The following is a 25,585-nucleotide window of genomic DNA, read 5'->3' on the forward strand; positions in this document are numbered from 1 at the left end:
AGGAATGGACGAGAAACACGTATCACCGATTTTTGTTCCAAATGTATCAAATGTTCCATCTTGGGCGCAAAACCAACCGATAGCCTCCCAATTTCGGTCGCTCCGTACACAATTAGTACCATCACAAAACTGAGGCAAAAATCATCGGATGAATTGCTGTAAGAGAGCGGTTAACAGTCGGAATGCACCAAGAATGCACGCGGAACGCGAACTTCGAGATTCATCATCTTGTGGAAAAAAGCGATTCAAAATCAATACTTAGCCGTGAACAAACACTGAATCCGCGGGAGTCAGCGATTCGTCTCCGATTCGTTCTCAAGCTGTTCCGAATCGCAAAACGAGCAATCTACAAGCTATTCGCGCAACCGAAAACCGCCGAGTAAATTCAAATCAGCCCTTGCGTTTGGGGCAATGGCTGTCCATGTGTTGTCTGCTTCGGAGAGGAGCTCACTTGACCTGGGGCACCCCCGCCTCATCTGCAGGACCATGACACTGACATCGCAGCCGATGATACTGAGTGGGCGCGGGGTAACCGCGGTACTCGGGCCAACCAATACAGGCAAGACCCATTATGCCATCGAGCGCATGGTTGCACATGGCACCGGGGTGATCGGGCTGCCGCTGCGGCTACTGGCGCGCGAGGTCTATACCCGCGTCGCCGAAAAGGTCGGGATCCAGAATGTTGCACTGGTGACGGGCGAAGAGAAGATATCACCTCCCAACGCCCGCTTTTCGGTCTGTACTGTCGAGGCAATGCCACGCGAGACCAAGGCCGCTTTCGTCGCCATAGACGAGGTTCAGCTCGCCGGAGACCTCGAACGCGGGCACATCTTCACGGACCGCCTTCTGCATCTGCGCGGCCGCGACGAAACGCTGTTGCTCGGCGCCGGTACCATGCGCCCGATCCTGCAGCAACTCCTCCCCGGAATCACCGTCGTCGAACGGCCGCGCCTTTCCCACCTGTTCTATGCGGGCCAGAAAAAGATCACCCGCCTACCTCAACGCTCGGCGATCGTCGCCTTCTCTGCGGACGAGGTCTACGCGATCGCCGAGTTGATCCGCAGGCAGCGCGGTGGTGCCGCTGTTGTTCTCGGAGCTCTCAGTCCACGCACCCGCAATGCGCAGGTGGCGCTCTATCAGGCCGGAGACGTAGAATATCTAGTCGCAACGGATGCGATCGGCATGGGTCTCAATCTCGATGTTGATCACGTCGCCTTCGCACAGGATCGCAAATTCGACGGCTATCAATTCCGCAATCTCAATCCTGCCGAACTCGGCCAGATTGCCGGTCGCGCAGGTCGCCACATTCGAGACGGGATGTTTGGAGTCACGGGTCAGGTCGATCCCTTTGACCAGGAACTTGTCGAGCGCATCGAAGGTCACGAGTTCGATAATGTGAAAGTGCTGCAGTGGCGCACGAAAAACCTAGACTTCAGCTCCCTTCACGCGTTGCGTGCGAGCCTTGAGAGCAGCCCAACCGTCTCCGGCCTGACACGCGCTCTGCCTGCCGTCGACCAGCAGGCACTGGAACACCTTTCGCGCTACCCCGAAATCATCGATCTTGCGGACGACCCAGTACGCGTCGAAAAGTTATGGGAGGCTTGCGCCCTTCCGGACTACCGGCGCATTGCACCGGCTCAACACGCCGATCTGATTTCCACCCTCTTTTCGGATCTCGTTCGCTATGGCACGGTAAACGAGGACTTCCTTGCCGAGCAGGTACATCGCGCGGATCGAACAGACGGTGAGATTGACACGCTTTCGGCGCGAATCGCGCAGATAAGGACTTGGACCTATGTGTCGAATCGGCCCAATTGGCTTGCCGATCCGACACACTGGCAGGAAAAGACGCGGGAAATCGAAGATCGATTGTCCGATGCGTTACATGAAAGGTTGACGAAACGCTTTGTTGATCGCAGGACATCTGTGCTCATGAAGCGCCTGAGAGAGAATGCGATGCTGGAAGCTGAAATCAGTGTAAATGGCGATGTCTTCGTTGAAGGACATCATGTGGGGCAACTGTCGGGATTCCGGTTCACGCCCATTTCGGGAGCGGAGGGACCGGATGCTAAGGCTGTTCAGTCTGCTTCGCAAAAGGCGCTCGCTCTGGAATTCGAGGCACGCGCGGCTCGCCTCCATGCGGCCGGCAATAGCGATCTCGCGATCAGCTCCGACGGTTCGATCCGCTGGCTGGGCGATCCGGTGGCGCGCCTGGCAGGCAGCGATCATGTCATGCGCCCGCGCGTCATCATCCTCGCCGATGAACAGCTGACCGGCAATGCCCGCGACCACGTGGCCGCTCGTATCGAGCGCTTTGTAAATCACCATATAAGCACGGTTCTGAAGCCGCTTGACGACCTGTCCCGCGCAGAGGATCTGCAGGGCCTGGCAAAAGGCCTCGCATTTCAGCTCGTCGAGAACCTCGGCGTCCTTTTCCGGCGCGATGTGACCGAGGAAGTAAAGTCTCTGGACCAGGACGCGCGCGCTTCGATGCGCCGCTACGGTGTCCGGTTCGGCGCCTACCACATCTTCGTCCCTGCCCTTCTGAAGCCGGCGCCCGCCGAGCTTATCACGCTCCTTTGGGCGCTGAAGAATGACGGCCTCGAAAAGCCCGGCTATGGCGATCTCATACCGGTGTTGGCCGCAGGCCGCACCTCGGTTGTCACCGATCCAGGTTTTGAGCGCACCTTCTACAAGCTGGCCGGCTTCCGGTTCCTTGGCAAACGTGCCGTGCGCATCGACATCCTGGAGCGTCTGGCCGATATCATTCGCCCGCTGCTTCAGTGGAAGCCGGGCCAGGCAAATCGTCCCGAAGGCGCATATGACGGCCGCCGTTTTACGACGACGACCGCCATGCTTTCGATCCTCGGCGCAACGCTGGAGGATATGGAAGAGATCCTGAAGGGACTGGGCTATCGCGCCGATGCCGTTAGGGCAGAGGAGGCGGCAGCCCATCTGTCGGCTCAGGACGCTGCAGCAACGCCGGCGACCGAGACTGCGGTTGAGGACAATGCCGAAAAGGCGGATCACGACGATGCCGACAGCGCATCGGAGGAAACCGTTTCAGAAGCTCCGGGCGCTGTTGAAGCGGTCGCTACCGAACAACCGGTCGCTGCAAACTCCGCAGAAGCGGAGGAGCCGAAGCCGGTTCTTCTCTGGCGCCTCGGCGGCCGCACAGACAATCAGCGGCAGGCTCGCAACCAGGGTGAACGCCGTGGTGGCAACCATCGCGGCCAGGACCGCGGGACCGACCAACGGCGCCAGGGTGCAGGTGGTGGAGAAGGCCGCGACGGCAATCGCCAGCATCACGGTAAGGATGGCGGCAAGTCACATCAGGGACGCGGCGACCGCAACGAGCAGCGTGGCGACCGTCAAGACCGTGGCGACCGCAAGGATCGCAACAACCGTGCCGGCCCACAGCCGTTGCGCTTCGAGGCAAAGCCCCCGCGAAAGGAAAAGCCGATCGATCCGGATTCTCCTTTCGCGAAGCTCGCTGCCTTGAAGGAGCAAATGAAGAAATAAGCGGATGGGCGGGGAGACACAGCCACGAAGCGGTTCGCGGCAACGCATCGACAAGTGGCTGTTCTTCACGCGCATGGTTAAATCGCGCTCACTGGCACAAAGCCATATTCAATCCGGGCATGTCCGGATCAATGGCGAGCGCGCTCTTCAGCCGAGTCAGACGGTCAAGGTGGGCGACAGGGTCGAGCTGGCGCTCGAGCGGCGCGATGTTGTCCTCATTGTCAAATCCGGCGGTGAGCGACGCGGCCCCTATGAGGAAGCCCGGCTGCTCTATGAGGATTTGACGCCGCCACCCGACGAAACAAAGCGCCTCACACCTTATGAGCAGGCAATGCGGGCAACGGGAGCAGGGCGACCCACAAAAAAGGAACGCCGCGCAATCGACAAGCTGATGTCGGACGAGGATTAGAAAACTCTGTCCGGACTGCGGCGTTTTGGGATTTCTTTATTCTTGAAATCCGCAGACAAAGCCGATACTTGACAATCAACTTGCCGGATAGCGTGACTGCCTCCCCAGCATTTCACCGCTTGCTTTCCGGTTAGGGGAAAGGCGCGACGTTCCAGGTTGCCCGGCCCCATTGTATGGAAGTCCTGGAGTTCTTCATGACCTATGTCGTGACCGACAATTGCATTCGCTGCAAATATACCGACTGCGTGGAAGTCTGCCCCGTTGACTGCTTCTATGAAGGCGAAAACTTCCTCGTCATTCATCCTGACGAGTGCATCGACTGTGGCGTTTGCGAGCCGGAATGTCCCGCCGAGGCGATCAAACCGGACACGGAGCCGGGCCTCGACAAGTGGCTTAAAATCAACGCCGAGTATGCCAGCATCTGGCCGAATATCACGGTCAAGAAGGATGCCATGCCCGAAGCGAAGGAAATGGACGGCGAAACCGGGAAGTTCGAGAAATACTTCTCTGGAAAGCCAGGATCAGGAGACTGATCGCTCATTCGAAATCGGGGCCCAAAAGCGGGTTCAGCGAGCCGCGAGACGCGTGAAGAGTGTCTGCGGCATATGGGTGTCATGTGTTGCGCGCATGACTCAGGCGCAGTAAATTATTGATTTCCTCATATTTTTGTGATAGCTTCTCCCTCACTGATCCATTTGCGGCATGACGCATGCCCAAACCACCACGAAAGCAAAACAAATCCAAAAACGCGGTTTCCGTGACATATCAACGCCTTGAGCCGTGAGGCTCCAAGCTTGTGCGCATGGATATGTTTGTTTTTGTCCGGTGGGACCAGAAGTAAGTCACCCGACGGATCCGACCGTCTCATCCGGGCCTGACTGACCCGGCTCCGGCCGCGGCCGGAAGCGTAACAGGGAGTGTTTGAATAGAATGACGACCCAGCAGAAAAAACCTTCTTCCGCACGTCACGGCTTCAAGACCGGTGAATCGATCGTGTACCCCGCACATGGCGTCGGTACCATCAGCGCCATCGAAGAGCAAGAAGTAGCAGGTATGAAGCTTGAACTTTTCGTTATCGATTTCGAGAAGGACAAGATGCGCCTGAAAGTGCCGGTCGCTAAGGCCATGAGCATCGGCATGCGTAAGCTCTCCGAAACCGATTTCGTCGAGCGTGCATTGAAGGTTGTGCAGGGCAAGGCGCGCGTGAAGCGCACCATGTGGTCCCGTCGCGCTCAGGAATATGATGCCAAGATCAATTCCGGCGACCTCATCTCAATTGCTGAAGTTGTCCGCGATCTTTATCGCGCCGAGAACCAGCCGGAACAGTCCTATTCCGAACGCCAGCTCTATGAGGCGGCGCTTGATCGCATGGCACGCGAAATCGCTGCCGTGAACAAGATGTCGGAAACGGAAGCCGTCCGTCTCGTCGAGACCAACCTTAACAAGGGTCCGAAGCGCGGCAAGGCGATCGAAGAGGATGAATCTCAGGACGAAGCTGCATAAGTCCCCTGTTTTTCTTAGGAAAAACCCGGCCTAGCGCCGGGTTTTTTATTGGAACTTTTTCCGTGCTCGCGCGTTTTTATAATGTAGCTGCGGACTGCGTCGGGAACTGACATCTCGCTCGGACGCTCGCATCCCTGTAAACGTTCGACAAGGAGCGGATCATGCCTTCCACGTTCTGCCTATCCGGCAACTTGAAGAAACTGGTCCTATCCGGCCACACTACCGGCGCATAATCCTAAGCTAGGGCTCCATCTGGAAACGTCCAGAGTTCGGGGCCTTTATACGTTCAAGACATGAATTTGGTCTGGGCAGCGATGTCCGGAAGCAAGGATTCTTTGCCCTTTTTGGCGTCACGCCTGAATTCAGGAGACCAATATGAAGAACATGTCAGCAGACCGGCGCATGATTAAAATCGCCATGGCGGCTCCCTACCTTGCTCGCGAAGAGGAACACGATCTCGCAATCCGTTGGAAGAACAATGATGACCGTGGCGCTCGCAATCAAATCGCCATGGCCCACATGCGCCTCGTTATTTCCATGGCGGGGAAATTCCGTAACTTCGGCTTGCCGATGAGCGACCTCGTACAGGAAGGTTACGTCGGGCTGCTCGAGGCCGCGGCGCGCTTCGAACCTGAGCGCGACGTCCGCTTCTCGACCTATGCAAGCTGGTGGATCCGTGCCTCTATCCAGGACTACATTCTTCGCAACTGGTCGATCGTTCGCGGCGGTACGAGCTCTGCCCAAAAAGCACTGTTCTTCAATCTTCGTCGCCTGCGCGCCAAGCTTGCCAGAGGCGACACGCAGCTTACGCTCCAATCCATTCACCAGGAGATCGCAGCCGCCCTCGGCGTCAGCCTTTCGGACGTCCAGACGATGGATGCCAGGCTCTCCAGCAACGATGCGTCGCTTCAGGCACCTTCGGTTTCCGGTGACGCCGACAGCGCCGAGAAAATGGACTTCCTCGTCAGCGACGAACCTCTGCCTGACGAGCAGGTATCGAACATGATCGACGGTGAACGCCGCCGCAATTGGCTCGCATCTGCTCTAAAACACCTCAATGAGCGGGAAATGAAGATCATCAGCGCGCGCAGACTCGCGGAGGACGGCGCTACGCTTGAGGAACTCGGTGCGGATCTTGGCATCTCCAAGGAACGCGTCCGGCAGATCGAAAGCCGGGCGATGGAAAAACTGCGCAGTGCGCTCGTTAGCGCGGACCCGTATATGGCTGCATCGGCCTGAAGGAGCTTACTCCCCCAGCAATGGAACTGGCCCGGTGAAAGCCGGGCCTTCTTTTATTCCGCAATAATCTTGACGCGGTCGCCCGGAGAAACCGCGGCGCCAGTCGGCAAAGCATTGATAAGCTTGAAGAGGTCGAGCTTGCGATCGGTGCCCATCATTCGCGCCGCGAGCGTCGTGATATTTTCGCCCGGCCGAACTTTGACGACCCTGACCCGCAACGGCTTCAGCGATGCCGTTTCTTCCGGGGTCATGCGGCGAAAGCTTGCCCGCAACACATCGGCGGTCTGCTGCAGCGTCGCGCTACCCTTCGGCACGGCCGTCAGGAACCGGAAGATCTGTGCGTTGTTACGGATGACGGTGACGTCGAAGTCCCAACGATCTGCACTCGCCCGCGCCGTGGCCGCCTCCATTCCATTGACCGTGATCTGTTGAATGGTCGATGGATCTAGACCGGTGACCCAGCCGCTCGAGATATAGTTCGTCAGGCTCTGGTTCTGATTGTCGGCGACCCCGTCAAAACGGATCGCAACATCGCCGGGACCTGTCGCCATGACCGCCTCGACCTTGTTATCGATCTTGAAATCGGGAGGCACGTCGAAGCGAATGCCGAGACCACCGTGCAGGAAGGTCTGGCCGCGCACATAGCCTTCCTCCGGGCTGTCGCCGTAGAGCAAGCCGTCGATTCCGTCGAGATAATAGTCCCTGCCCGTGTCGCCGACCTTGCCCTCTTGACCGAAGGCACGTGCGTGATCGCGCGCGAGCTCGATGCGCTGCGCAGAATTTGGATGACTGGAGAGGAAGTCCAGGCTCTGGTCAGCCTCGGGATCGACCGACATGAAACGGCTATAGCCAGCCATGGAATCCAAGAACCGCGCGGCAGCGTAGGGATCGTAGCCCGCTTCGCCGAGCATGCGCACGCCGATCACGTCTGCCTGCAGTTCCTGCTGCCGCGAGAAGGCAGCCAGTCGCAGCTTCCCCCGCGCCAGCGCCTGCTTGCCGGCGATATCGCTCGACAACACTTCGGCAACAACACGGCTGGCGATAACTTCCGCCTCCTCGCGCTTCTGCCTTTCGATGCCATGATTTGCGGTAACGTGGCCCATCTCATGCGAAAGAACAGCAGCGACCTCGGAGGCATCGTTGGCAAGCGCCAATAAGCCGCGCGTCACGTAGAGATAGCCGCCCGGGAGTGCAAAGGCGTTGATAGCCGGCGAATTCAGAATGGTGATGCGATAGGACTGGCTCGGATTCTCCGAGACGGCGGTAAGTGCACCCGCGATACGGGCAACCAGGCGCTCGGTCTTCGCATCCTTGTACTCGCCGCCATAGCTCGCGACGATCCGCGGATGCTCGCGAGCGCCCATGGCAGCACGCGGATCGTTCTTCTGCACTTCGTCGACGATCTGCGGATTGGAGGATGGTGCAACACTTGGTTGATAGGACTGCTCAAGAATGGATTGGCAGCCGTACAATGCCACGCTCGTCGCACACACAAACGACACCTGGCGTACCAGACGGCACGCAGACGAGAACACATCACTGGAAGGCGCGGGGAATTTCCACGTCGGCATGCTGTCCAGTCTGGCTCTCCAAGTCATTTTGCTTGTCGACCGGCCCGCTTCGGGGACTCGGTCGGTCTCATGGTGATTCAACAGGCGTCCGTCCCCGTTCTTGCACTGCACAATCGGGGACACAAGTCTTTGCTGTAACTGATTTCCGCATCGGTTGCATAGCGAGACTCTGACTAAATGTGGCGCCGTTGTATTTTAGCAAGCCTAACGTGCTTTTGAGTTTCCTCGGTCGCCTCAAATTATGGCGAAAGTGCCGTTGCGATTGCCAGATTCGTCAACTGCGGAGAAATTGGGTCAATCCGGGATGATCCTCGTGGCTCAGAAATTCGTCAATCGGAGCGGCCACGACAATCCTGCCGGCTTCGATAAAAAGGCCGAAGTCTGCGATGCGTCTGATCTCGTCCGGATCATGTGAGACGACGACGACGGTATTGCCGGTCTCACGATGCATATCGAGCAGCAGCGCCGCCATTCCATTTCGCAAGCCGGGATCAAGCGCAGCAAAAGGCTCGTCTAGCAGTAGCACTGGGCGATTGCGGACAAGAGCACGCGCGAAGGCCACGCGCTGCCGCTCCCCGCCAGAGAGCGTCCCCGGCATTCGCCGCTCAAAACCGGCAAGCCCCACCTTTTCGAGCGAAGACTTGATCGAACGGCGATCAGCAGCCGTGAGCTTCATCGCCGGGTTAATGCCAAGGCCGATGTTGGTGAAAACATCGAGATGCGCGAACAGGTTATTGTCCTGAAATACAAGCGAGACGGCGCGTCGGGCCGGATAGGTGCAGGTTACATCTTTTCCCGCGATCAGTATCCGTCCTCGAAGGGCCGTGTCGAAGCCGGAGAGCAAATTCAGGAACGTTGACTTGCCAGCTCCCGATGCGCCCGTCACTGCAATCACGGCACCGGCGGGAAGCCGGCAATTGAAGTGAAACTCTTGCGTGCCAAGCTGGAGACCAACATCGCGCATCTCGATCGAGAACTGCGGATCATCCATGAAGAAGCACCTCTCGCCTCGCAGGCCCCATGGTGCCGGCGATGGTCAGCAGCAGGCAGACGATACCAAGGATCAATGCCAACCCATCGGCATCGTTCGTTCGATAGCTCCCCATGCGGCTATATACAAGCCAAGGTAGCGTGACGAAATTGTCCGAACCGAACAGAGCGACGGCACCGAGGTCGCCGAGCGACAGCGCCATCGCAAATGAAAATGCCGTGAACATCGGCTTAAACAGAGCGGGCATATCGATGAGACGCAACTGCACCCAACCTGTGACACCGAGGCTCGCCGCAAGTTTCTGCGTCCGGCGCTTATGAACGATGAAAGCGGGCTCGACAACGCGCATTACAAAGGGCAGAGACATCAAAGCGTTGATCGCGACAATCAGCAGCGGAGCAGCGGCGCTCGCGTCACTGAAGCTTCTCAACGCGAGAAACCAGCCCGTCGCAAGGACGATCGGTGGCACGAGCAATACCAGCGACGACGCGCCACCCATGGCGGCAAAGAATGCTCCCGCACCCGGGGCTCCTGGTCGTCGGAGAAGCACCGCCTGGCGCGCGCGCACCAGCGTTATCGAGATCAACAAAGCGAGGACCGCTGCGGAGAATGAGATGGCAAGGCTGGTGGCAGCCGACTGCCAGAAAATGGATTCGCGCGACAGCTTCATCAGATCAGATCGAAGGCCCGCGAAAACCACCGACATCAAAGGCAAGACCAGAAATAGAGTGGCAAGCAGCAGGACGGTGCCATCCACAAGCCGCGCACCCGGCTGTTCCCCATCCGGACGCCTGACGGCCTTGCCGGCCGTAGTCCCTTCATCCCTCGGCGCCGGAAGAAACGAAAGCGCTCCGAGGATCACAGCTGTAAGGACGATCTGGAGCACGCAGAGCGCGACGGCCCTGCCTAGATCAAAATCGAAGCGCAGCGATTGATAGATGGCGACCTCGACGGTAGTTGCGGCCGGTCCACCACCCATCGTCAGTACAAGCGTAAAACTCGTGGCGCACAGCATGAAGATCAGGCCAGCAATGCCGGGGATGACCGAGCGCAGAACCGGCCATTCGACGAAACGGAAGACCGACCGGCGCCGCATGCCAAGACCACTCGCCATCAACCAGTATTCCGCCGGGACGCGATCCAGTGCCGCCAACATCAAGCGACACGCCAGCGGCATATTGAAGAAAACATGCGCCAGTAATATCCCCGAAAGCCCGTAGATGCTGACCGGTTCCGCCGCGCCGAGGCTAAGCAATACCGCGTTCATGATGCCATGCCGCCCCCAGATACCTATCAATCCGAGCGCCCCGATCAAAACAGGAAGACCCATGGGCACGGCCATCAGCCTGACGATCCAGATGCGGCCGGGGAAATGCTGCTGACGCGCCAGGGCTTGCGCGACTGGAATGGCAAAAGCGATCGACAGCAGCGTCGAGAGTAGGGCCTGCAACAACGTAAAACGAAGGACACGCAGTACATATGGTTCGAACACCGCCGTCAGAATGGAGGCGCCGCTCGAAGGAAACAAGGCAAAGATTGCAACGCCCACGAGGCCGACAATGCCGGCAAGGCTTGCCGCCCCGCCCAGCATCGCACATCGAATCTCCGCCTTAGTCAAAAGCATCAATTCATGCTCATGGCAGCCAGCCACTCATCGACCCAGGCCTTGCGATTTTCGGCGACTTCATCCGAGCTCATCAGAAAGGTCTTTGACGGATTCACGAGCTTGCCGAACGCATCCGGCAGCGGCTGTGACGTCACCGAAACTGGCATCATCCAGTTGTTGGTCGGAATGGTATCCTGGAAGCCAGGCGTCACCATGAACTTTAGGAACTCACGCGCAAGCTCCTTGTCATGCGTTTGCTTAAGCAGGCCCGCCACTTCGATCTGTACGTAATGGCCTTCCGAAAACGCGGCGGCCTGATACCGATCCGTATTTTCCGCGACCATATGGTAGGCGGGCGAGGTGGTGTAAGAGAGCACCATCGGCGCCTCACCCTTGGTGAAGAGCCCATAGGCTTCGGACCAGCCGGGGGTCACCGTAAGCACCCGTTTCTTTAGTTTTGCCCAAGCCTCGGGCGCCTTGTCGCCGTAAACGGACTTTACCCACAACAGGAGACCGAGCCCGGGTGTCGAGGTGCGCGGATCCTCTATGACGATCTTTTGCGAAGGATCACCCTCAACCAGATCCTTCATGCTCTTCGGAGGATTTTTGATCGTCTGCGTGTCGTAGATGACGGCGAAGTGGCCATAGTCGTAAGGTACGAATACATCGTCCTTGTAATCTCCCGGCACTTTAAGCCCGCCGACGTCGACACCGCTCGCATCGAATAGACCGGTTGCTTTTGCTTCCGCGGTCAGATTCGTATCCAGTCCGAGCACCACATCGGCCTTCGTGCCGACGCCTTCAAGTTTGAGACGCGACAACAACGCCACGCCATCGGCCACACTGACGAAATTGACGCTGCAGCCGCAGATCTTCTCGAATGCTTCCTTAACCTTCGGACCCGGCCCCCATTCGGATGTGAAGCTCTCGTAGGTGTAAATGGTGAGCGTCTTGTCTGCCGCCTGCACGCCTGCACCGGCCAGACCAAAAGTCGCGACTAAGGCCGCAGCTAGCAGCGAACGGCTCTTGAACTTGGTTTTGAACATGGCACCTCTCCTCTGGTTTGCTTGAAGGGGAAAAGGGCGGTGCCAGATGTCACGCGTCTAATCCCTCCGCCGGTGTTAGCCGGATCAGGTTCCGCGGGTTGGCTTTCAGCCTCTCAGCCGCATGCCTGATGGCACGAGGCACCCCGTTAGAGCGCTTCAGATGTATCGCCACGCCTGGCGTCTTGCAAGTGGTGGCCTTCAACTGCCCTCGGCACTTACTCGGCGGCTTCGGCACTTGCCGCCGATCCGGCCATCCGAGGTAGCTGCGTCGGTTTGAGCATCACCGCTGCGCACAGGCCGATAAAAGCGATCGCGCAGGACGCCATGAAAAGCGGCGTGAACGCATTGGCATAGGCTTCGGCGACGGCCTGACGCAACTCCTCCGGCAAAGCCGCCAGCATCTTCGGCGTCAGCTGCTCGATATTTGTTACACCAGGAATCGAAAGCTCGGCCTTGGCGAGCTGTGAGCTGACGATCGCCCCGTAAACGGAGATGGCGATCGATGCGCCGCCCATGCGCGATAGCGTTACCGACCCGGTCGCCGCACCGACATCGCGCGCCGGAGCAGCATTCTGAACGCCGATGACCGGCACCTGCTGTGCAAGGCCGACACCGAAACCATGGAGAGCCATCGCCGCTCCAATCAGCAGAACCGGCGTTCCTGCATGAATCTGAGTGAACAGCACGAATGCGATGGCACTGCAACTCAGGCTAGCGATAGCGAACGGCTTGTAGCGCCCGGTTACTGAGATGATGCGGCCTGCCGAGAGCGACCCGCAAACGATGCCGCCGGTCAAAAGAATGAAGAACGCTCCGGCCGCCGACGGTGAAAGACCGGTCGTCGTCTGCAGAAACAGCGCAAAATAATTGACCATGCCGATACCGATCGCGCCACTCATCACAGACATCACAAGCAACAGGGTGAACGTCGAATTGCGGAAAAGCGACAGCGGAACGATCGGTTCGGCAGCGCGACGCTCGACGAAAATCCAACCCATGACCGCTGCTGCGCCCAGCGCAATGATGGCTAGGTTTTGGGCAGCAGCAAGCGAGCCGAAGATTTGAGCGCCATCGGCAGCCAGCACAATGCAGGTTGCCGTCAAGGCGAGCAGCAGGGCTCCAGCGTAATCGATCTTTGGTCGGCGGTTCGGCTTCCGGTAAGGCAGCATGAGACCCAGACCGATAAGGACGACAAAACCAAGCGGAACGTTGACGAGGAAAATTGAACGCCAACCGAAGAGATCGCTCATCGCACCGCCGAGGACGGGCCCAATTGCACCGGATGCCATCAAAACAAGACTGGAATAGCTCTGATAGCGCGCGCGTTCACGCGGCTCGAACAGGTCTGCGTTTACGGCGAAGATGGACACCATAATGCCGCCTCCACCGAGCCCCTGCAGCACGCGGGCGCCAATCAGTGTATTCATGGATATTGCCAGTCCGCAGACGGCAGAGCCGACCGTGAAAATCGTGATCGCAGCCATCATCACGTATTTGCGGCCAAATAGGTCGCCGAGCTTGCCGTAAAGCGGCATCACCGCGCTCACAGCGAGAAGATAGGCGGAGCCGACCCAACCGAACCGCTCGAGGCGACCGAACTCACCGACGATTGTCGGCAGGGCAGTTGCAACGATCTGGTTGTCGAGTGTCGCCATGAACATGGCGGCCATCAGGAAAAGGAAGAGGATAAACCGCCGGCGATGGTCCGTCACAAGCGGCGCCGCAGCAATTGGAGTGTCCATGAAAAAATCGTTCCAAATACGAGAAAGACCATTTATGTGCTGTTAGCATATATTTGTCAATGTCACTTGGCTGACATCGGCATATTCTCAATTGGCGCCTGAGATGCTATGTTCCTGCAATGAACGAGAGCTTGACCAACCTGACCGACACTGACGCCGAGGCCCACAAACCGGACATCCTGCGAATTGGTCAAAGCATGACCCGCATGCGCCTTATGACCGGCCGCAGACTGATCGGGCGGCTTGCCATCCAAAGTGTGGCGCCCGGCCTCGAACTGTCCCACCTCGACGTGCTGGATACGGTACGTCGTGCCCAGGAGGTTGGTGACGTAACGGTTGGGACAATTGCCGAAATGATGCGGATCGACCCGTCGCGCGCAAGCCGTATCATCGCGGAGATGGTGGGGCGGAACATTCTACGGCGAAAGGCATCTCAGGCGGATGCGCGGCGGATCATCGTCGTGATGACGCCACTCGGACAGCGGCTGTTGTCAGAGATACGCGCGCAAAAGCTGGCGTTTGTTTCCGAGGTGGTCAAAGACTGGAACCCGGAAGAGATCAAGGCATTCGGAGAACTTTTCGAAAAGTTCATTTCCGGTTACGAAGACATTTTTCAGGCGCACATCAAGGATATTGCCGACGAAGCCTGAGCAGCGGCCCTTTCCCTTCCCCCCTGCTTTGCGTTATGGGCAATGCGCATGAGCCAATCCACCTTCACCATTCTGCTTGGCGGCGAGCTGCAAATAACCGACCGCCTGCGCGACGCCATCTCAGGCAGCCGTTTCATTGCCGCCGATGGGGGAATGCGTCATGCGGCAGCCCTCGGCGTCGTTCCGGAGCTATGGGTCGGTGATTTCGACTCGACGCCGGCTGACCTCGAGAGCGCCTTTCCTAATGTGCCTAAGCAACCTTATCCCGCGGCGAAGGCTTCCACCGACGGCGAGATTGCCGTCTCGGAAGCGATCGCCCGCGGCGCAAAACGGCTCGTCTTGGCCGGCGCCCTTGCGGGTGAGCGTTCCGACCATGCCATCCAGCACCTGCTCTATGCGGTCAGCCTTGCAGAAAAGGGTTACGACGTGCTCCTGACGTCCGGCAACGAGGAGGCCGTGCCGCTAGTTGGCGGCGCAATCGAGCTGGATCTGCCTCCTGACAGCCTCTTTTCGGTTCCCGGCTTCAGTGAACTGCGCTGCCTGACGATCGAAAACGCGCGCTATCCGCTGGCCAATTTCCATTTGCCCTTCGGCTCGTCGCGCACCATTTCCAATGTCGCGATGGGCAAGGTGCGCTTTTCGCTCGAGAGCGGCCGCGCCATTGTGCTCGCCCGCCCCTATGACTTTTCCGGAGTCTGATCTTGGCGCCTCCCATTCTGAAACTCGATGACATCTTCCTCAGCTTCGGTGGCGCGCCATTGCTTGCCGGCGCGGCCCTCCAGGTGGAGCCCGGAGATAAGATCTGTCTCGTCGGTCGCAACGGCTCCGGCAAGTCGACGCTGCTGAAAATCGCCGCCGGCCTCGTCGAAGCGCAGTCGGGTGAGGTCTTCCGCCATCCCTCATCGACTGTCCGGTACCTGGAACAAGCCCCGGATTTCGCCGGCTTCAGTACGGTACAGGCCTATGCCGAAGCGGGGCTTGGTCCTGGTGACGACCACTACCGCGTGGCTTATCTCCTCTCGCACCTCGGCCTGACCGGGGAGGAAGATCCCAAAAACCTCTCTGGCGGCGAGGCGCGCCGCGCCGCGCTTGCGCGCGTTCTCGCGCCGGAGCCCGATATCCTTCTTCTTGATGAGCCGACCAACCATCTTGACCTTCCGACCATCGAATGGCTGGAAGGAGAATTGCAAAAGAGCCGAAGCGCACTTGTTCTGATCTCCCACGACCGACGTTTCCTCGAGAAGGTCTCGACGGCGACCGTCTGGCTCGACCGCGGCACATCGCGGCGGCTCGATAGGGGCTTTGCCCATTTCGAAGCCTGGCGTGACCAAGTGCTGGAAGCGGAAGAGCTCGAGCAGCACAAGCTCGGCAAGGCTATTGAGCGCGAAGAGCACTGGCTGCGCTACGGCGTCACCGCCCGGCGCAAGCGCAACATGCGCCGCCTCGGCGAACTACAGACGATGCGCTCGCAATATCGCGGTCATAAAGGCCCGCAGGGCACCGTGCAGGCAACGATTTCCGACGCTCAGGAATCCGGCAAGCTCGTCATCGAGGCTAACAAGATTACGAAGACATTTGGTGATCGGCCGATCGTCGCTCCCTTCTCCACTCGCGTGCATCGTGGTGATTGCATCGGTCTTGTCGGCCCGAATGGGGCCGGTAAGACGACACTGCTGAAGATGCTGACCGGACAGCTTGCGCCCGATAGCGGCACCGTCAAGCTTGGAACCAATCTGGAAATCGCGACCCTGGATCAGAAGCGCGAGGACCTCAATCCGGAAGAGACGCTTGCCCACTACCTGACGGATGGGCGCGGTGAGAACCTTCTCGTAAACGGTGAGCAGCGACATGTGACGGGCTACATGAAGGAGTTCCTGTTCCAGCCGGAACAGGCCCGTACGCCGATTAGGAACCTTTCCGGAGGCGAGCGAGCGCGGCTCATGCTGGCCCGCATCATGTCGCGTCCGGCAAACCTGTTGATCCTGGACGAACCGACTAACGACCTCGATATCGAGACGCTGGATCTGCTGCAGGAAATCGTTGCAGGCTTCCCGGGTACTGTGATCCTTGTCAGCCACGACCGCGACTTCCTCGATCGGACTGTGACATCGACGATCGCGCCGGCAGTTCCAGATGCGCCTGATGGGCGCTGGATAGAATATGCGGGCGGTTATTCGGACATGCTTGCGCAGCGAAAGGGCGCCGTCGAAGAGCGGAAAAGGGCCGAAAAGGCGGCGGAACGATCAAAGCCGCAAGAAGCAGCAGCTTCCTCCGAGACGGCTAAAGGAAAGGGCAAGCTCTCCTACAAGCAGAAGTTCGCTCTCGATAATCTTCCAAAGGAAATGGCCAAAGCGGAAGCCGAGATCACCCAACGCGAGGAGCGGATGGCGGACCCCAGCCTGTTCACTAAGGATCCTACCACGTTCAACCGCTTGGCGGCGGAAATGGAGAAGCTCCGCGACAGCCTGATGAAGATGGAAGAGGAATGGTTGGAGCTTGAGATGCTCCGGGAGGAATTGGAAGGCTAGGCATCGCTCGCCCGTTAATGCCATCCAACTGTTTTGCTATGCAAACTGGCTTTCACGTTTCATTGATTCGTCAGCCTTCCGGCGACGGGACTAAGCTGCGCGCCAATCCGCAGCTTGCACGACGGCAAGGAAGCAGCCTATGCCACAACAGCTCAAAGCAATATCCGCGCTCCTCTGGGTCGCGGGTTACCTCACTGTCGCGGCGCACAGCGCGCTTGGTCAAGAAGCGCAGCGCGTGCGTGGAACCGTTGAAAGCCTGATCGGTAACACGTTAGTGGTCAAAACACGCGAAGGCACCGATCAGACGGTGATATTGAAGCCGGACTGGAAAGTCCGCGGCATCACGAAAGCCTCTGTTGAAGACATCAAACTGGGCGATTTCGTTGGCGTTGTATCGCTGCCGAAAGCGGATGGTGGCGATGGCGCTCTTGAAGTGCTGATCTTCCCGACCGCCATGAAGGGGACCGGAGAGGGAACTCACCCTTGGGATCTGAAGCCCAACAGCACGATGACCAACGCAACCGTCGCGAAGGCGGTGAAGGCGGTCGATGGCCACACGATCACGCTCACCTACCAGGGCAAGGAAAAGATGATATCGATCGCCGGCGATACACCGATCGTAACCTTCACCCCTGCTGGAAAGGCGGACCTCGGCGCTGGGGCGCGCGTCATCGTGATGGGTGAAAAGGCACCTGATGGCACTCTGTCCGCCGCAAACGTCACGGTCGGCACGAACGGCGTTGTCCCGCTGATGTAGACGATCAAAGTGCTGGGGCGGGCGCGTTCGGCGCCTTTGCCACGACCTTTGCTTCAGGCTTCGCATGCAGAGCTTCGAGATGCAGTATACGCGGCTTGAAGGTCTCCACATAAACGTCTGACCGACCGATGTAGATCATCGCCGCGTCCGGCATGGAGGTAAGGACCTCCATCATCGTGGACTGCCATTCCGGCTCCATGCCCTCCAGTACTTCGTCAAACACGATCCACTTTGGTTGTACAAGAAGCAGGCGAGCAAAACCGATCGCACGCTGCTCGTCGGAATCAAGCAGCTTGTCCCACCGCGCCCGACTATCGAGGCGGGAAACGAGGCTGTGGAGTCCTGCTTTTTCGAGTGCCGCCACAACATCCCTGGTTTGATAGGTATCCGCAGGCTCCGGAAACGCTAGCGCTTCGCGAAGTGAACCACCCGGAATGTAGGCCGATTGTGGGACGAAAAGCATGTCGTCCTGGGGCGGCAAGCCGATCTTGCCGCCACCGCACGGCCAAAGCTCGGAGAGTGCTAGGAAAAGCAGTTTGCGGTTTACGTTGTGATCGCCGTTGATCATGACCTTTTCGCCGGCCCTGATCGTTACTGCATTCTCGTGCACGCGGAAGCCGCCACATTGGTCGATCTCTTCGCCAATCTTCGAAGCAACCCGCACATGGTCCAGCGTCAGCGTTCCGGGCGCGCTGTGCTCGTAGCTAATCGTGCCCCTAAGATTGATCTCGTCGCTCATGCTGGTGAGCGCCTGCCGGAAATCGGTGACGCGCATCAGCGTGGCGCGCCACTCGGCAATAGGACCAAAATTAGCGACATACCAGCGAAGGGCGGTATTGACCTGATTGAAGGCACCGACCGACACCATCAGCTGGCCAAACGTCAATCCACCGGAGAAGTAGGCGGGCGCAGCGACGATGATCGGGATGACAACGACGAGCCAGCCGTAGCCGGCCGATACCCAGGTGAGGTTGACGTTGGCCATCGCCACCCGCTTGATAACGGCAAGCACCGCGCTGATGTCGGTATTGATACGTTGCTGCTCATTCTCCTCACCGCGCGCCACCGTAATCGCCGGCATGTTCTCGTTGGCATGCATCAGCGCAAAGCGAAGTTCCGCTTCCTTCGAAAAACGGTCGGCATTGAGCTTCACCAGCTTGCGGCCAACCAGCTGACTGAGAATCGATGCGGACGCCGCATAGAAGATTGCCGCCCAAACCATATAGCCGGGAATGGAAAAGGAGCGCGTGCCGAAATGGAAGACAAAGCCGCTTGAGAGGTCCCATAACACGCCGATAAAGCTGATGAGCAGGATCGTCGCCTGTACCAGCCCGATCATAAGGCTCGTTGTGCTCTCCGCGAGATTGCGGGCATCTTCGTGCAGCCGCTGATCGGGATTGACGCCGATCAGGCCGCTGGCCGAAAGCCGAAGCGCGCGCTTGCGCTGGAGCCATTGGTTGACGAGATCGCGTGTCAGACCTTCGCGCATGTAAAGCGCGGTCATCTGGTTTAACCAAGCCTGTACGACGTTGAGCAACAACAGCATGCCCGCAATCAGTGCAAAGACCTTCAACTGATGGAAGAACCCACGCAGGTCGCGCCGAGCGATGCTGTCGTAAAAAGGCGCGTTCCACTGATTGAGAATGACGGTCGCATAGGCCGTGGCGAGAATAATGGCGATCAGCGCAAGGGCGATCACCAAGACCCTTCCTCGCACGGGCGAATGCCAGAAAGCCGAGAACATGACCCTCAAGCGATAGCCCAGGCTCAGATCGTATCCTACTCTGTCCTGCCCTTGAATGCTTGGCCTGCCTTCGAGGTCATCTGCCATTACGCGTCCCTAGCCGTTATTCTACTTCAATAAACATGGTGTTTCGCTGTGTCCACCAACAGATTCTAGCAGTCATTAACGCTGCGGTGAGTTCATATCGCCCGACCTTTCGTTTGAGCAATTGATTCGCGGATCGAGTGACGCTATTTAAGACGCTCCGTGGTGATTTGGCCGGCCGGCTTGCAGCCACGTTAAAGAAGTTGCTAAAGGGCCGCGTGCGGACCGATAGCAATCTATTCGTTGTTTGATCGAGTGACCGCAATGCCCATCAAGATTCCCGATACCTTGCCTGCATTTGAGACCCTGGTTCAGGAAGGCGTGCGCGTGATGACCGAGACGGTGGCTATCCGTCAGGACATCCGTCCGCTGCAGATCGGGCTGCTCAATCTCATGCCGAACAAGATCAAAACGGAATTGCAGATGGCCCGCCTCGTCGGCGCCTCTCCGCTGCAGGTCGAGCTTTCGCTCATCCGCGTCGGCAACCACAAAGCAAAAAACACCTCGGAGGACCATCTTCTCGCCTTCTACCAGACGTGGGAGGAAGTGAAGCACCGTAAATTCGATGGTTTCATCACGACAGGCGCGCCGATCGAGACGCTGCCCTACGAGGACGTGAACTATTGGGGCGAAATGCAGCAGATTTTCGACTGGACGGAAACCAACGTTCATTCGTCAATGAACGTCTGCTGGGGCGCGATGGCCGCGATCTATCACTTCCACGGCGTTCCCAAGTACGAACTCAAGGAGAAAGCCTTCGGTGTTTACCGGCACCGGAACCTGAAGCCGTCGTCGGTCTACCTGAACGGCTTCTCCGACAATTTCGAAGTGCCCGTGTCGCGCTGGACCGAAGTACGCCGCAAAGACATCGAGAAATCGGAAAGCTTGGAGATCCTGATGGAATCTAACGAAATGGGCGTCTGCCTCGTGCACGAGCGGAAGGGCAAGCGGCTCTATATGTTCAATCACGTGGAATATGACTCAACGTCGCTTTCCGACGAATATTTCCGCGATGTGAACGCCGGCGTGCCGATCAAGATGCCGCACAACTACTTCCCGCACAACGATCCGTCGCTGACGCCGCAAAACCGTTGGCGCAGCCACGCGCATCTTTTGTTCGGCAACTGGATCAACGAGATCTACCAGACCACACCTTACGATCTTAACGATATCGGCAAGGGCGACTGACCAGCGTTTCTTTTTTTGCGGCACATCCCGGTTGCGGTTTGCGGCAAATGCGGGCAGGTTCCTGCCTCAATCGATAAATGTCTGGACGGTCGCGATGGCGGAAATGTTGAAACGAGAAGTTTTTGGGCAGACCCAGTCGGGCGAGACAGTCTATCGCGTCGAGATCAAGGGTGGCGGGCTAACGGCCAAGATCATCACCTGGGGTGCCGTCATTCAGGATCTCCGCCTTGACGGTCACGATGCGCCCCTACTGCTCGGCTTCGATGATTTTGACAGCTACCCCGCCCACTCCTCCTACTTCGGCGCGACACCGGGGCGCTGCGCAAACCGCATAGGCGGTGGCAAGTTCACGTTGGATGGCAAGAGTTATCAGCTCGATCTCAACGAGAATGGCTTAACCCATCTTCATGGCGGCAAGGACAACATCGCCAAGCGTAACTGGACAATCGTCGAGCATGATCTCGACCGGGTCGTGCTGAAGATCGTCGATCCGGACGGTCGCGGCGGCTATCCCGGCAACTGCACCATCCAGGCAACCTACTGGGTTCATGGCGACGGCCAATTTTCCGTCAGCTACGAATCGACCAGCGACCAGCCGACGATCGCCAACGTTTGCCAGCATGCCTACTTCAACCTCGACGGCCGCGATGATGCGCTCGGTCACGACATCATGATCGCGGCCGACGCTTATCTCGTTACCGATGAACTGCAGGTCCCGACGGGCGAAGTTCGGCCCGTCACCGGAACAGTCTTCGACTTCCGTGAGATGTCGCCGATGAAGCAGTTCGACGGGAGTGAACAGGCGCTCTACGATCACAATTTCTGCCTGTCCCATGACCGGACGGCCAAGCGGTCGGTCGCGCTTGCCCGCAGCATGAACTCAGGCGTTTCGCTGGAAGTCCGCACGACGGAGCCCGGCTTGCAGTTTTACGCTGGCTTCAAGCTTGACGTGCCGGTACCCGGCCTCGACGGACGCAAGTATGGTCCGTTCGCCGGCTTCTGCTTGGAAACGCAGGTTTGGCCGGATGCTATCAACCACGAGGGGTTCCCCAACGCGGTTCTACGTCCGGGCGAAGTGCTGCGTCAGGAAACGGATTACATTTTCTCGAAGAGCTGACGCTCTCCCTTCGGCTCGAAGAAACAAACCCTTGCAGGTCGCCTGCGAGGGTTTTTCTTTTTCAGACTGATTTTCCCGCTTGCGATTGGTTCTAAATAGGTTCTACAATTGGAAGATGGATAGAACCAGTCTGATAGCGGAGTTGAACGGCCGCGGCCTGCGTGGCGTGGCCCTCACAGGGCCGCTTTACAAGCGGTTGGCACAGGCTCTGACCGGCCTTATCCAGGAAGGATTGTTGAAGCCCGGAACGGCGCTTCCGGGTGAGCGCGACCTTGCTGAAGCCTTGAAGGTCGGACGCGTAACCGTTCGGACCGCCTATCGCGACCTGATGAATTCAGGCGCACTTGAATCTCGACATGGAAGCGGCACCTTCGTCTCGAGCAAGGTCGAGCGGATGGAGCAGTCGCTGTGGCGGCTTTCCTCGTTCTCTGCCGATATGCGCTCACGCGGTCGTGCACCTGCTGCGAGGATCTTGTCTCGAACAGTCAATACGCCATCTCCTGACGAAGCGTTTTTGCTTGGGCTCGGCCTTGATGAACCTGTCCTTCGTTTGGATCGCCTGCGCCTTGCCGATGGCCTCCCGCTTGCAATCGAACGCGCCGTGGTGCCGGTGAAGTTCCTGGGAGAAAATGCTGGCGGGGAAGGATCTCTTTACGAAGCGCTCACGGCAAGCGGTCACCGCCCCGTTCGAGCGCTGCAAAGATTAACGGCGGTCACGCTCGATCCGTCATCGGCTGCGGTGCTGGACGTAAAGGCCGGCGCACCGGCGCTGCTGATCGAACGTGTGTCGCGCCTGGAAGACCAGCGTGTCGTCGAATACACCCGCTCCCACTACCGTGGTGATGCATATGATTTTGTTGCGGAATTGAGAATCGGAGATGACCTATGAGTGAAAGCCATTCGCTGATGTTGCAAGAAGCCGGCCAGTCACCGGAGGTCGTCGCAACGCTGCTTCAGAAAGAAAAGCCCGCCTTCGACGAAATTGCGAAGCTGTTTGGGTCGGGTGCGCCGGCTGTAGTCACGACAGCAGCCCGCGGATCCTCGGACCACGCAGCGACCTTCTTCAAGTATCTGTTCGAGATCAGTTGCGGCGTACCGGTGGCGTCGGTTGGTCCGTCGATCGCGTCGGTCTATGGCGCGTCTCTGCATCTCAAAGGCGGCATCCATTTCACCGTGTCGCAATCTGGTGCGAGCCCCGACATCATTGCCTTGCAGGATGCGGCAAGGCACGGCGGTGCAACAACCATCGCCGTCGTCAACGTCACCGACAGCCCGCTCGCAAAGCAGGCCGATATCGTTCTCGGCCTCAATGCAGGCCCGGAGAAGAGTGTTGCGGCGACCAAGTCCTTCATTGCTTCGGTCGCCGCGCTTTCCGGTGTCACGGCAGCCATCAGCGGCAAACGCGACCTGCACGCGTCTCTGGAAAAGCTGCCGGAAGCCCTGGAGGCGACCAGTGGCATCGATACGAAGGCAGCCGAGGATGTACTTTTCGAGGCCAGCTCACTTTATACAGCCGGCCGCGGCCCCGCTTTCGCCATTGCGCTTGAGGCAGCTTTGAAAGCCAAGGAGACGGCAGGCTTGCACGCAGAAGCCTTTTCGCTTGCCGAATTGATGCACGGACCGATGCGTCTTGTTCAGCCAGGCTTCCCGATTGTCGCCTTTACGCCTGATGATCCAGCGTTCAGCAACAACGTCCAGGCGCTTGAGCGACTGCGTAAACTCGGCGCGACTACCGTGCCGTTCTCGGCGCAGCCAATTTCCGGCATCAACTTGCAGGTGCCGACGACCGGCAGCGGCCTACTCGATCCGCTCGTTTCGCTGCTGGTCTACTACCGCCTGATCGAGTCGGTGACGCGCCGCAAGGGTTTCGACCCGGACAAGCCCGCCAACCTGCTCAAGGTCACGGAGACGATGTGATGGTTCGCAAGATCTTCTCCGGCGCGCGGATTTTTGATGGTCAGCGCTTCCACGACAACAAAGCGCTCATTGTCTTGGACGGGCGCGTCGAGTCCATTGCGGCGGCGGGCGACCTGCCGGAGGGCGAGCACACGCGCTTTGAGGGCGGTGTCCTCTCGGCGGGCTTCATCGATGCGCAGGTGAATGGCGGCGGCGGCCGGATGCTCAACGACGAGCCATCCGCAGCCTCCATGTACATCATTGCCGACGGCCATCGGCCCTACGGTACGACTGCACTACTGCCGACGCTGATCACCGATACGTCAGACGCGACCGCTGCGGCGATCGAAGCAGCCAAGGAAGCCGTTAAGACGAACCGGGGGGTCGCGGGTCTCCACCTCGAAGGCCCGCATCTGGCGCCGGCGCGCAAGGGAGCCCATCTTGCCGAACTCATGCGCCCGGTCGAAGACAAGGACGTGAAAGCTCTCATTGCGGCAAAGGAGGCGATCGGCACACTGCTGGTAACGATGGCAGCCGAGCAAGTCACGGCGAAGCAAGTGCGTGAACTCAGCGAAGCTGGCGTTACCGTCAGCATCGGCCATTCCGATTGCTCCAGCGAGGCGGCGGAGGCGCGCTTTGACGCCGGCGCGCGTGGCGTGACACATCTCTTCAACGCCATGAGCCAACTCGGCCACCGGGCCCCTGGCCTTGTCGGTGCGGCCATCGACCATCCTTCGGTCTGGTGCGGTATCATTGCGGATGGTCACCACGTGGATCCGAAGCCGCTGCGAACCGCTCTTCGCGCCAAACGGGGCGAAGGTAAGCTCTTCTTCGTCACCGACGCGATGTCGCTGGTTGGATCGGAACAAGACTCCTTCACATTGAATGGCCGGACCGTCCGACGCGAAAGAGGTGACTTCTGCTCCAAACTGGTTCTCTCCGATGGCACGCTCGCCGGTTCCGACGTCGATATGGCATCCACCATCCGCTATGGCGTGACCTATCTGGAGTTGACGCTCGCAGAGGCTCTTCGCATGGCGACGCTCTACCCGGCGCGGTTTCTGCGCCTTGAAGATCGCGGTGATCTTTCGCCGGGTTCCCGAGCCGATCTGGCGCATCTTACCGATGCCCTGGATGTCACAAGAACGTTCATCAGCGGCGAAGCAGCCTAGAACGCGAGGACGTGATGACAGCGATCACCGATGCCTATTTTTCCAACCTGATCGACCGACTTCAGACCTTGAAGGCGGAACTCGCCGGACCGATGACCCTGGCAGCCAATGCAATTCTGCAAGCTGCTCGCAATGACAAGCGGGTCTATGTCTTCGGAACAGGACACTCTCACATGCTGGCGGAGGAGGTCCACTATCGGGCAGGCGGCCTTGCTTTTACTGTTCCGGTTCTCGTCGGCTCCGCAATGCTCCACGAGGGCGCGGTGATCAGCTCCGTCTACGAGCGCACGGACGGATTGGTGCGGCCGGTATTGGAGCGCTATGGCATGCAGCCGGGTGACGTCATCATCATCGCATCGAACTCCGGTGTGAATGCAGCGCCGATCGAGGCTGCCGATTACGGCCGCGAGATCGGCGCCAAGGTGATCGCACTCACCTCGGTCTCCTACTCGAGTGCGGTTGCGAACGGCCGGCGCCGACTTGCGGACATCGCCGACATCGTCTTAGATAACGGCCTACCACCCGGCGATGCGGTGATCGAGCTCCCGGGTACGGAACTGAAGGTTGGTCCGGTTTCTACCGCTATCGGTGCAACGATCCTCAACGCCATTCTCGCTGAAGTGGCGTCAGTACTATCCAAGGACGGCGATGCACCGATTTATCTCAGTGCCAATATGCCCGGAGCTGCCGCGGTCAACCAGCGACTGGTCAAGAAGTATCGGCCGCGCAATCCTCATCTCTAAGAGAGCGACCCATTGTCAATGCCACACCGACAGTCGGTCGCCAAAGTTCAATCTTCCGCACCGAAAGGGTCAGGCGC

Annotated in this window: 21 protein-coding genes and 2 riboswitches; of the genes, 15 read left to right on the top strand and 6 right to left on the bottom strand. The window is 58.8% G+C overall.

Going from position 1 to position 25,585, the window contains the following annotated elements:
- Positions 1-486 precede the first annotated feature (486 nt).
- The 5 genes from BN77_RS03250 to BN77_RS03270 all read left to right on the top strand — a co-directional run bounded on the left by BN77_RS03250 (position 487) and on the right by BN77_RS03270 (position 6,673).
- Positions 487-3,522: a helicase-related protein gene (locus BN77_RS03250; protein WP_007528349.1), complete on the top strand. Its 3,036-nt coding sequence runs from the start codon at positions 487-489 to the stop codon at positions 3,520-3,522.
- A 4-nt stretch (positions 3,523-3,526) separates the two neighbouring features.
- Entirely contained in the window at positions 3,527-3,931 is a 405-nt protein-coding gene (locus tag BN77_RS03255) for an RNA-binding S4 domain-containing protein (protein WP_007528351.1), read from the top strand.
- Between the two features lie 194 nt (positions 3,932-4,125).
- The gene (gene fdxA, locus BN77_RS03260) at positions 4,126-4,464 is read left to right on the top strand and encodes a ferredoxin FdxA (RefSeq protein WP_028746468.1); all 339 of its coding nucleotides are present in this window, start codon (positions 4,126-4,128) and stop codon (positions 4,462-4,464) included.
- 397 nt (positions 4,465-4,861) lie between these two features.
- A complete protein-coding gene (locus BN77_RS03265; protein ID WP_007528356.1) occupies positions 4,862-5,434 on the top strand; it encodes a CarD family transcriptional regulator in 573 nt (190 codons plus the stop codon).
- 375 nt (positions 5,435-5,809) lie between these two features.
- Entirely contained in the window at positions 5,810-6,673 is an 864-nt protein-coding gene (locus BN77_RS03270; protein ID WP_007528357.1) for an RNA polymerase factor sigma-32, read from the top strand.
- Between the two features lie 53 nt (positions 6,674-6,726).
- Here the strand turns inward: BN77_RS03270 and BN77_RS03275 are convergent, their stop codons facing one another.
- From BN77_RS03275 to BN77_RS03295, 5 genes are all read right to left on the bottom strand, one after another.
- Entirely contained in the window at positions 6,727-8,271 is a 1,545-nt protein-coding gene (locus tag BN77_RS03275) for a M48 family metalloprotease (RefSeq protein WP_040676667.1), read from the bottom strand.
- 247 nt (positions 8,272-8,518) lie between these two features.
- Complete coding sequence (locus BN77_RS03280; RefSeq protein ID WP_007528361.1) at positions 8,519-9,235, bottom strand: thiamine ABC transporter ATP-binding protein; 717 nt, start codon at positions 9,233-9,235, stop codon at positions 8,519-8,521.
- On the bottom strand, positions 9,228-10,859 hold the full coding sequence (gene thiP / locus BN77_RS03285) for a thiamine/thiamine pyrophosphate ABC transporter permease ThiP (protein WP_007528363.1): 1,632 nt from the start codon (positions 10,857-10,859) through the stop codon (positions 9,228-9,230). The genes BN77_RS03280 and thiP overlap by 8 nt, the downstream gene beginning before the upstream one ends.
- On the bottom strand, positions 10,859-11,887 hold the full coding sequence (thiB, locus tag BN77_RS03290; RefSeq protein ID WP_007528365.1) for a thiamine ABC transporter substrate binding subunit: 1,029 nt from the start codon (positions 11,885-11,887) through the stop codon (positions 10,859-10,861). Before thiB ends, thiP begins: the two co-directional genes overlap by 1 nt.
- Positions 11,888-11,931: 44 nt before the next feature.
- Positions 11,932-12,043: riboswitch (TPP riboswitch) on the bottom strand.
- Between the two features lie 59 nt (positions 12,044-12,102).
- A complete protein-coding gene (locus tag BN77_RS03295; RefSeq protein ID WP_007528367.1) occupies positions 12,103-13,629 on the bottom strand; it encodes an MDR family MFS transporter in 1,527 nt (508 codons plus the stop codon).
- A 119-nt stretch (positions 13,630-13,748) separates the two neighbouring features.
- Between BN77_RS03295 and BN77_RS03300 the strand changes: the two genes are divergently transcribed.
- The 4 genes from BN77_RS03300 (at position 13,749) to BN77_RS03315 (ending at position 17,564) form a co-directional block, all read left to right on the top strand.
- Entirely contained in the window at positions 13,749-14,279 is a 531-nt protein-coding gene (locus tag BN77_RS03300) for a MarR family winged helix-turn-helix transcriptional regulator (protein ID WP_007528369.1), read from the top strand.
- A 48-nt stretch (positions 14,280-14,327) separates the two neighbouring features.
- On the top strand, positions 14,328-14,978 hold the full coding sequence (locus tag BN77_RS03305) for a thiamine diphosphokinase (protein ID WP_007528371.1): 651 nt from the start codon (positions 14,328-14,330) through the stop codon (positions 14,976-14,978).
- 2 nt (positions 14,979-14,980) lie between these two features.
- A complete protein-coding gene (locus BN77_RS03310; protein WP_007528373.1) occupies positions 14,981-16,807 on the top strand; it encodes an ABC-F family ATP-binding cassette domain-containing protein in 1,827 nt (608 codons plus the stop codon).
- 139 nt (positions 16,808-16,946) lie between these two features.
- On the top strand, positions 16,947-17,564 hold the full coding sequence (locus BN77_RS03315; protein ID WP_007528375.1) for a hypothetical protein: 618 nt from the start codon (positions 16,947-16,949) through the stop codon (positions 17,562-17,564).
- Between the two features lie 4 nt (positions 17,565-17,568).
- Here the strand turns inward: BN77_RS03315 and BN77_RS03320 are convergent, their stop codons facing one another.
- Positions 17,569-19,395, bottom strand: a complete 1,827-nt coding sequence (locus BN77_RS03320) for an ABC transporter ATP-binding protein/permease (protein WP_007528377.1) — start codon at positions 19,393-19,395, stop codon at positions 17,569-17,571.
- A 149-nt stretch (positions 19,396-19,544) separates the two neighbouring features.
- A riboswitch (SAM riboswitch) is annotated at positions 19,545-19,622 on the top strand.
- A 34-nt stretch (positions 19,623-19,656) separates the two neighbouring features.
- On the opposite strand from BN77_RS03320, the gene metA reads away from it, so the two are divergent.
- The 6 genes from metA (at position 19,657) to BN77_RS03350 (ending at position 25,508) form a co-directional block, all read left to right on the top strand.
- A complete protein-coding gene (metA, locus tag BN77_RS03325) occupies positions 19,657-20,580 on the top strand; it encodes a homoserine O-acetyltransferase MetA (RefSeq protein ID WP_007528379.1) in 924 nt (307 codons plus the stop codon).
- A gap of 94 nt (positions 20,581-20,674) precedes the next feature.
- Complete coding sequence (locus BN77_RS03330; RefSeq protein WP_007528381.1) at positions 20,675-21,697, top strand: aldose epimerase family protein; 1,023 nt, start codon at positions 20,675-20,677, stop codon at positions 21,695-21,697.
- 115 nt (positions 21,698-21,812) lie between these two features.
- Positions 21,813-22,586, top strand: coding sequence for a GntR family transcriptional regulator (locus tag BN77_RS03335; RefSeq protein ID WP_007528384.1), 774 nt, complete (start codon positions 21,813-21,815; stop codon positions 22,584-22,586).
- A complete protein-coding gene (locus BN77_RS03340; RefSeq protein ID WP_007528386.1) occupies positions 22,583-23,614 on the top strand; it encodes an SIS domain-containing protein in 1,032 nt (343 codons plus the stop codon). The genes BN77_RS03335 and BN77_RS03340 overlap by 4 nt, the downstream gene beginning before the upstream one ends.
- On the top strand, positions 23,614-24,765 hold the full coding sequence (nagA, locus tag BN77_RS03345; RefSeq protein WP_007528388.1) for an N-acetylglucosamine-6-phosphate deacetylase: 1,152 nt from the start codon (positions 23,614-23,616) through the stop codon (positions 24,763-24,765). Before BN77_RS03340 ends, nagA begins: the two co-directional genes overlap by 1 nt.
- Before the next feature lie 14 nt (positions 24,766-24,779).
- Positions 24,780-25,508: an SIS domain-containing protein gene (locus BN77_RS03350; protein ID WP_007528390.1), complete on the top strand. Its 729-nt coding sequence runs from the start codon at positions 24,780-24,782 to the stop codon at positions 25,506-25,508.
- Positions 25,509-25,585: the final 77 nt, after the last annotated feature.

Origin of the sequence: Rhizobium mesoamericanum STM3625 (assembly GCF_000312665.1) — a bacterium.
Classification (GTDB): Bacteria; Pseudomonadota; Alphaproteobacteria; order Rhizobiales; family Rhizobiaceae; genus Rhizobium; species Rhizobium mesoamericanum.

Excerpts from the sequence above, each read along its gene's own strand:
- BN77_RS03250 (WP_007528349.1), top strand. The coding sequence starts at position 487 with ATGACACTGACATCGCAGCCGATGATACTGAGTGGGCGCGGGGTAACC.
- BN77_RS03255 (WP_007528351.1), top strand. The coding sequence starts at position 3,527 with ATGGGCGGGGAGACACAGCCACGAAGCGGTTCGCGGCAACGCATCGAC.
- fdxA (WP_028746468.1), top strand. The coding sequence starts at position 4,126 with ATGACCTATGTCGTGACCGACAATTGCATTCGCTGCAAATATACCGAC.
- BN77_RS03265 (WP_007528356.1), top strand. The coding sequence starts at position 4,862 with ATGACGACCCAGCAGAAAAAACCTTCTTCCGCACGTCACGGCTTCAAG.
- BN77_RS03270 (WP_007528357.1), top strand. The coding sequence starts at position 5,810 with ATGAAGAACATGTCAGCAGACCGGCGCATGATTAAAATCGCCATGGCG.
- BN77_RS03275 (WP_040676667.1), bottom strand. The coding sequence starts at position 8,271 with ATGACTTGGAGAGCCAGACTGGACAGCATGCCGACGTGGAAATTCCCC.
- BN77_RS03280 (WP_007528361.1), bottom strand. The coding sequence starts at position 9,235 with ATGGATGATCCGCAGTTCTCGATCGAGATGCGCGATGTTGGTCTCCAG.
- thiP (WP_007528363.1), bottom strand. The coding sequence starts at position 10,859 with ATGCTTTTGACTAAGGCGGAGATTCGATGTGCGATGCTGGGCGGGGCG.
- thiB (WP_007528365.1), bottom strand. The coding sequence starts at position 11,887 with ATGTTCAAAACCAAGTTCAAGAGCCGTTCGCTGCTAGCTGCGGCCTTA.
- BN77_RS03295 (WP_007528367.1), bottom strand. The coding sequence starts at position 13,629 with ATGGACACTCCAATTGCTGCGGCGCCGCTTGTGACGGACCATCGCCGG.
- BN77_RS03300 (WP_007528369.1), top strand. The coding sequence starts at position 13,749 with ATGAACGAGAGCTTGACCAACCTGACCGACACTGACGCCGAGGCCCAC.
- BN77_RS03305 (WP_007528371.1), top strand. The coding sequence starts at position 14,328 with ATGAGCCAATCCACCTTCACCATTCTGCTTGGCGGCGAGCTGCAAATA.
- BN77_RS03315 (WP_007528375.1), top strand. The coding sequence starts at position 16,947 with ATGCCACAACAGCTCAAAGCAATATCCGCGCTCCTCTGGGTCGCGGGT.
- BN77_RS03320 (WP_007528377.1), bottom strand. The coding sequence starts at position 19,395 with ATGGCAGATGACCTCGAAGGCAGGCCAAGCATTCAAGGGCAGGACAGA.
- metA (WP_007528379.1), top strand. The coding sequence starts at position 19,657 with ATGCCCATCAAGATTCCCGATACCTTGCCTGCATTTGAGACCCTGGTT.
- BN77_RS03330 (WP_007528381.1), top strand. The coding sequence starts at position 20,675 with ATGGCGGAAATGTTGAAACGAGAAGTTTTTGGGCAGACCCAGTCGGGC.
- BN77_RS03335 (WP_007528384.1), top strand. The coding sequence starts at position 21,813 with ATGGATAGAACCAGTCTGATAGCGGAGTTGAACGGCCGCGGCCTGCGT.
- BN77_RS03340 (WP_007528386.1), top strand. The coding sequence starts at position 22,583 with ATGAGTGAAAGCCATTCGCTGATGTTGCAAGAAGCCGGCCAGTCACCG.
- nagA (WP_007528388.1), top strand. The coding sequence starts at position 23,614 with ATGGTTCGCAAGATCTTCTCCGGCGCGCGGATTTTTGATGGTCAGCGC.
- BN77_RS03350 (WP_007528390.1), top strand. The coding sequence starts at position 24,780 with ATGACAGCGATCACCGATGCCTATTTTTCCAACCTGATCGACCGACTT.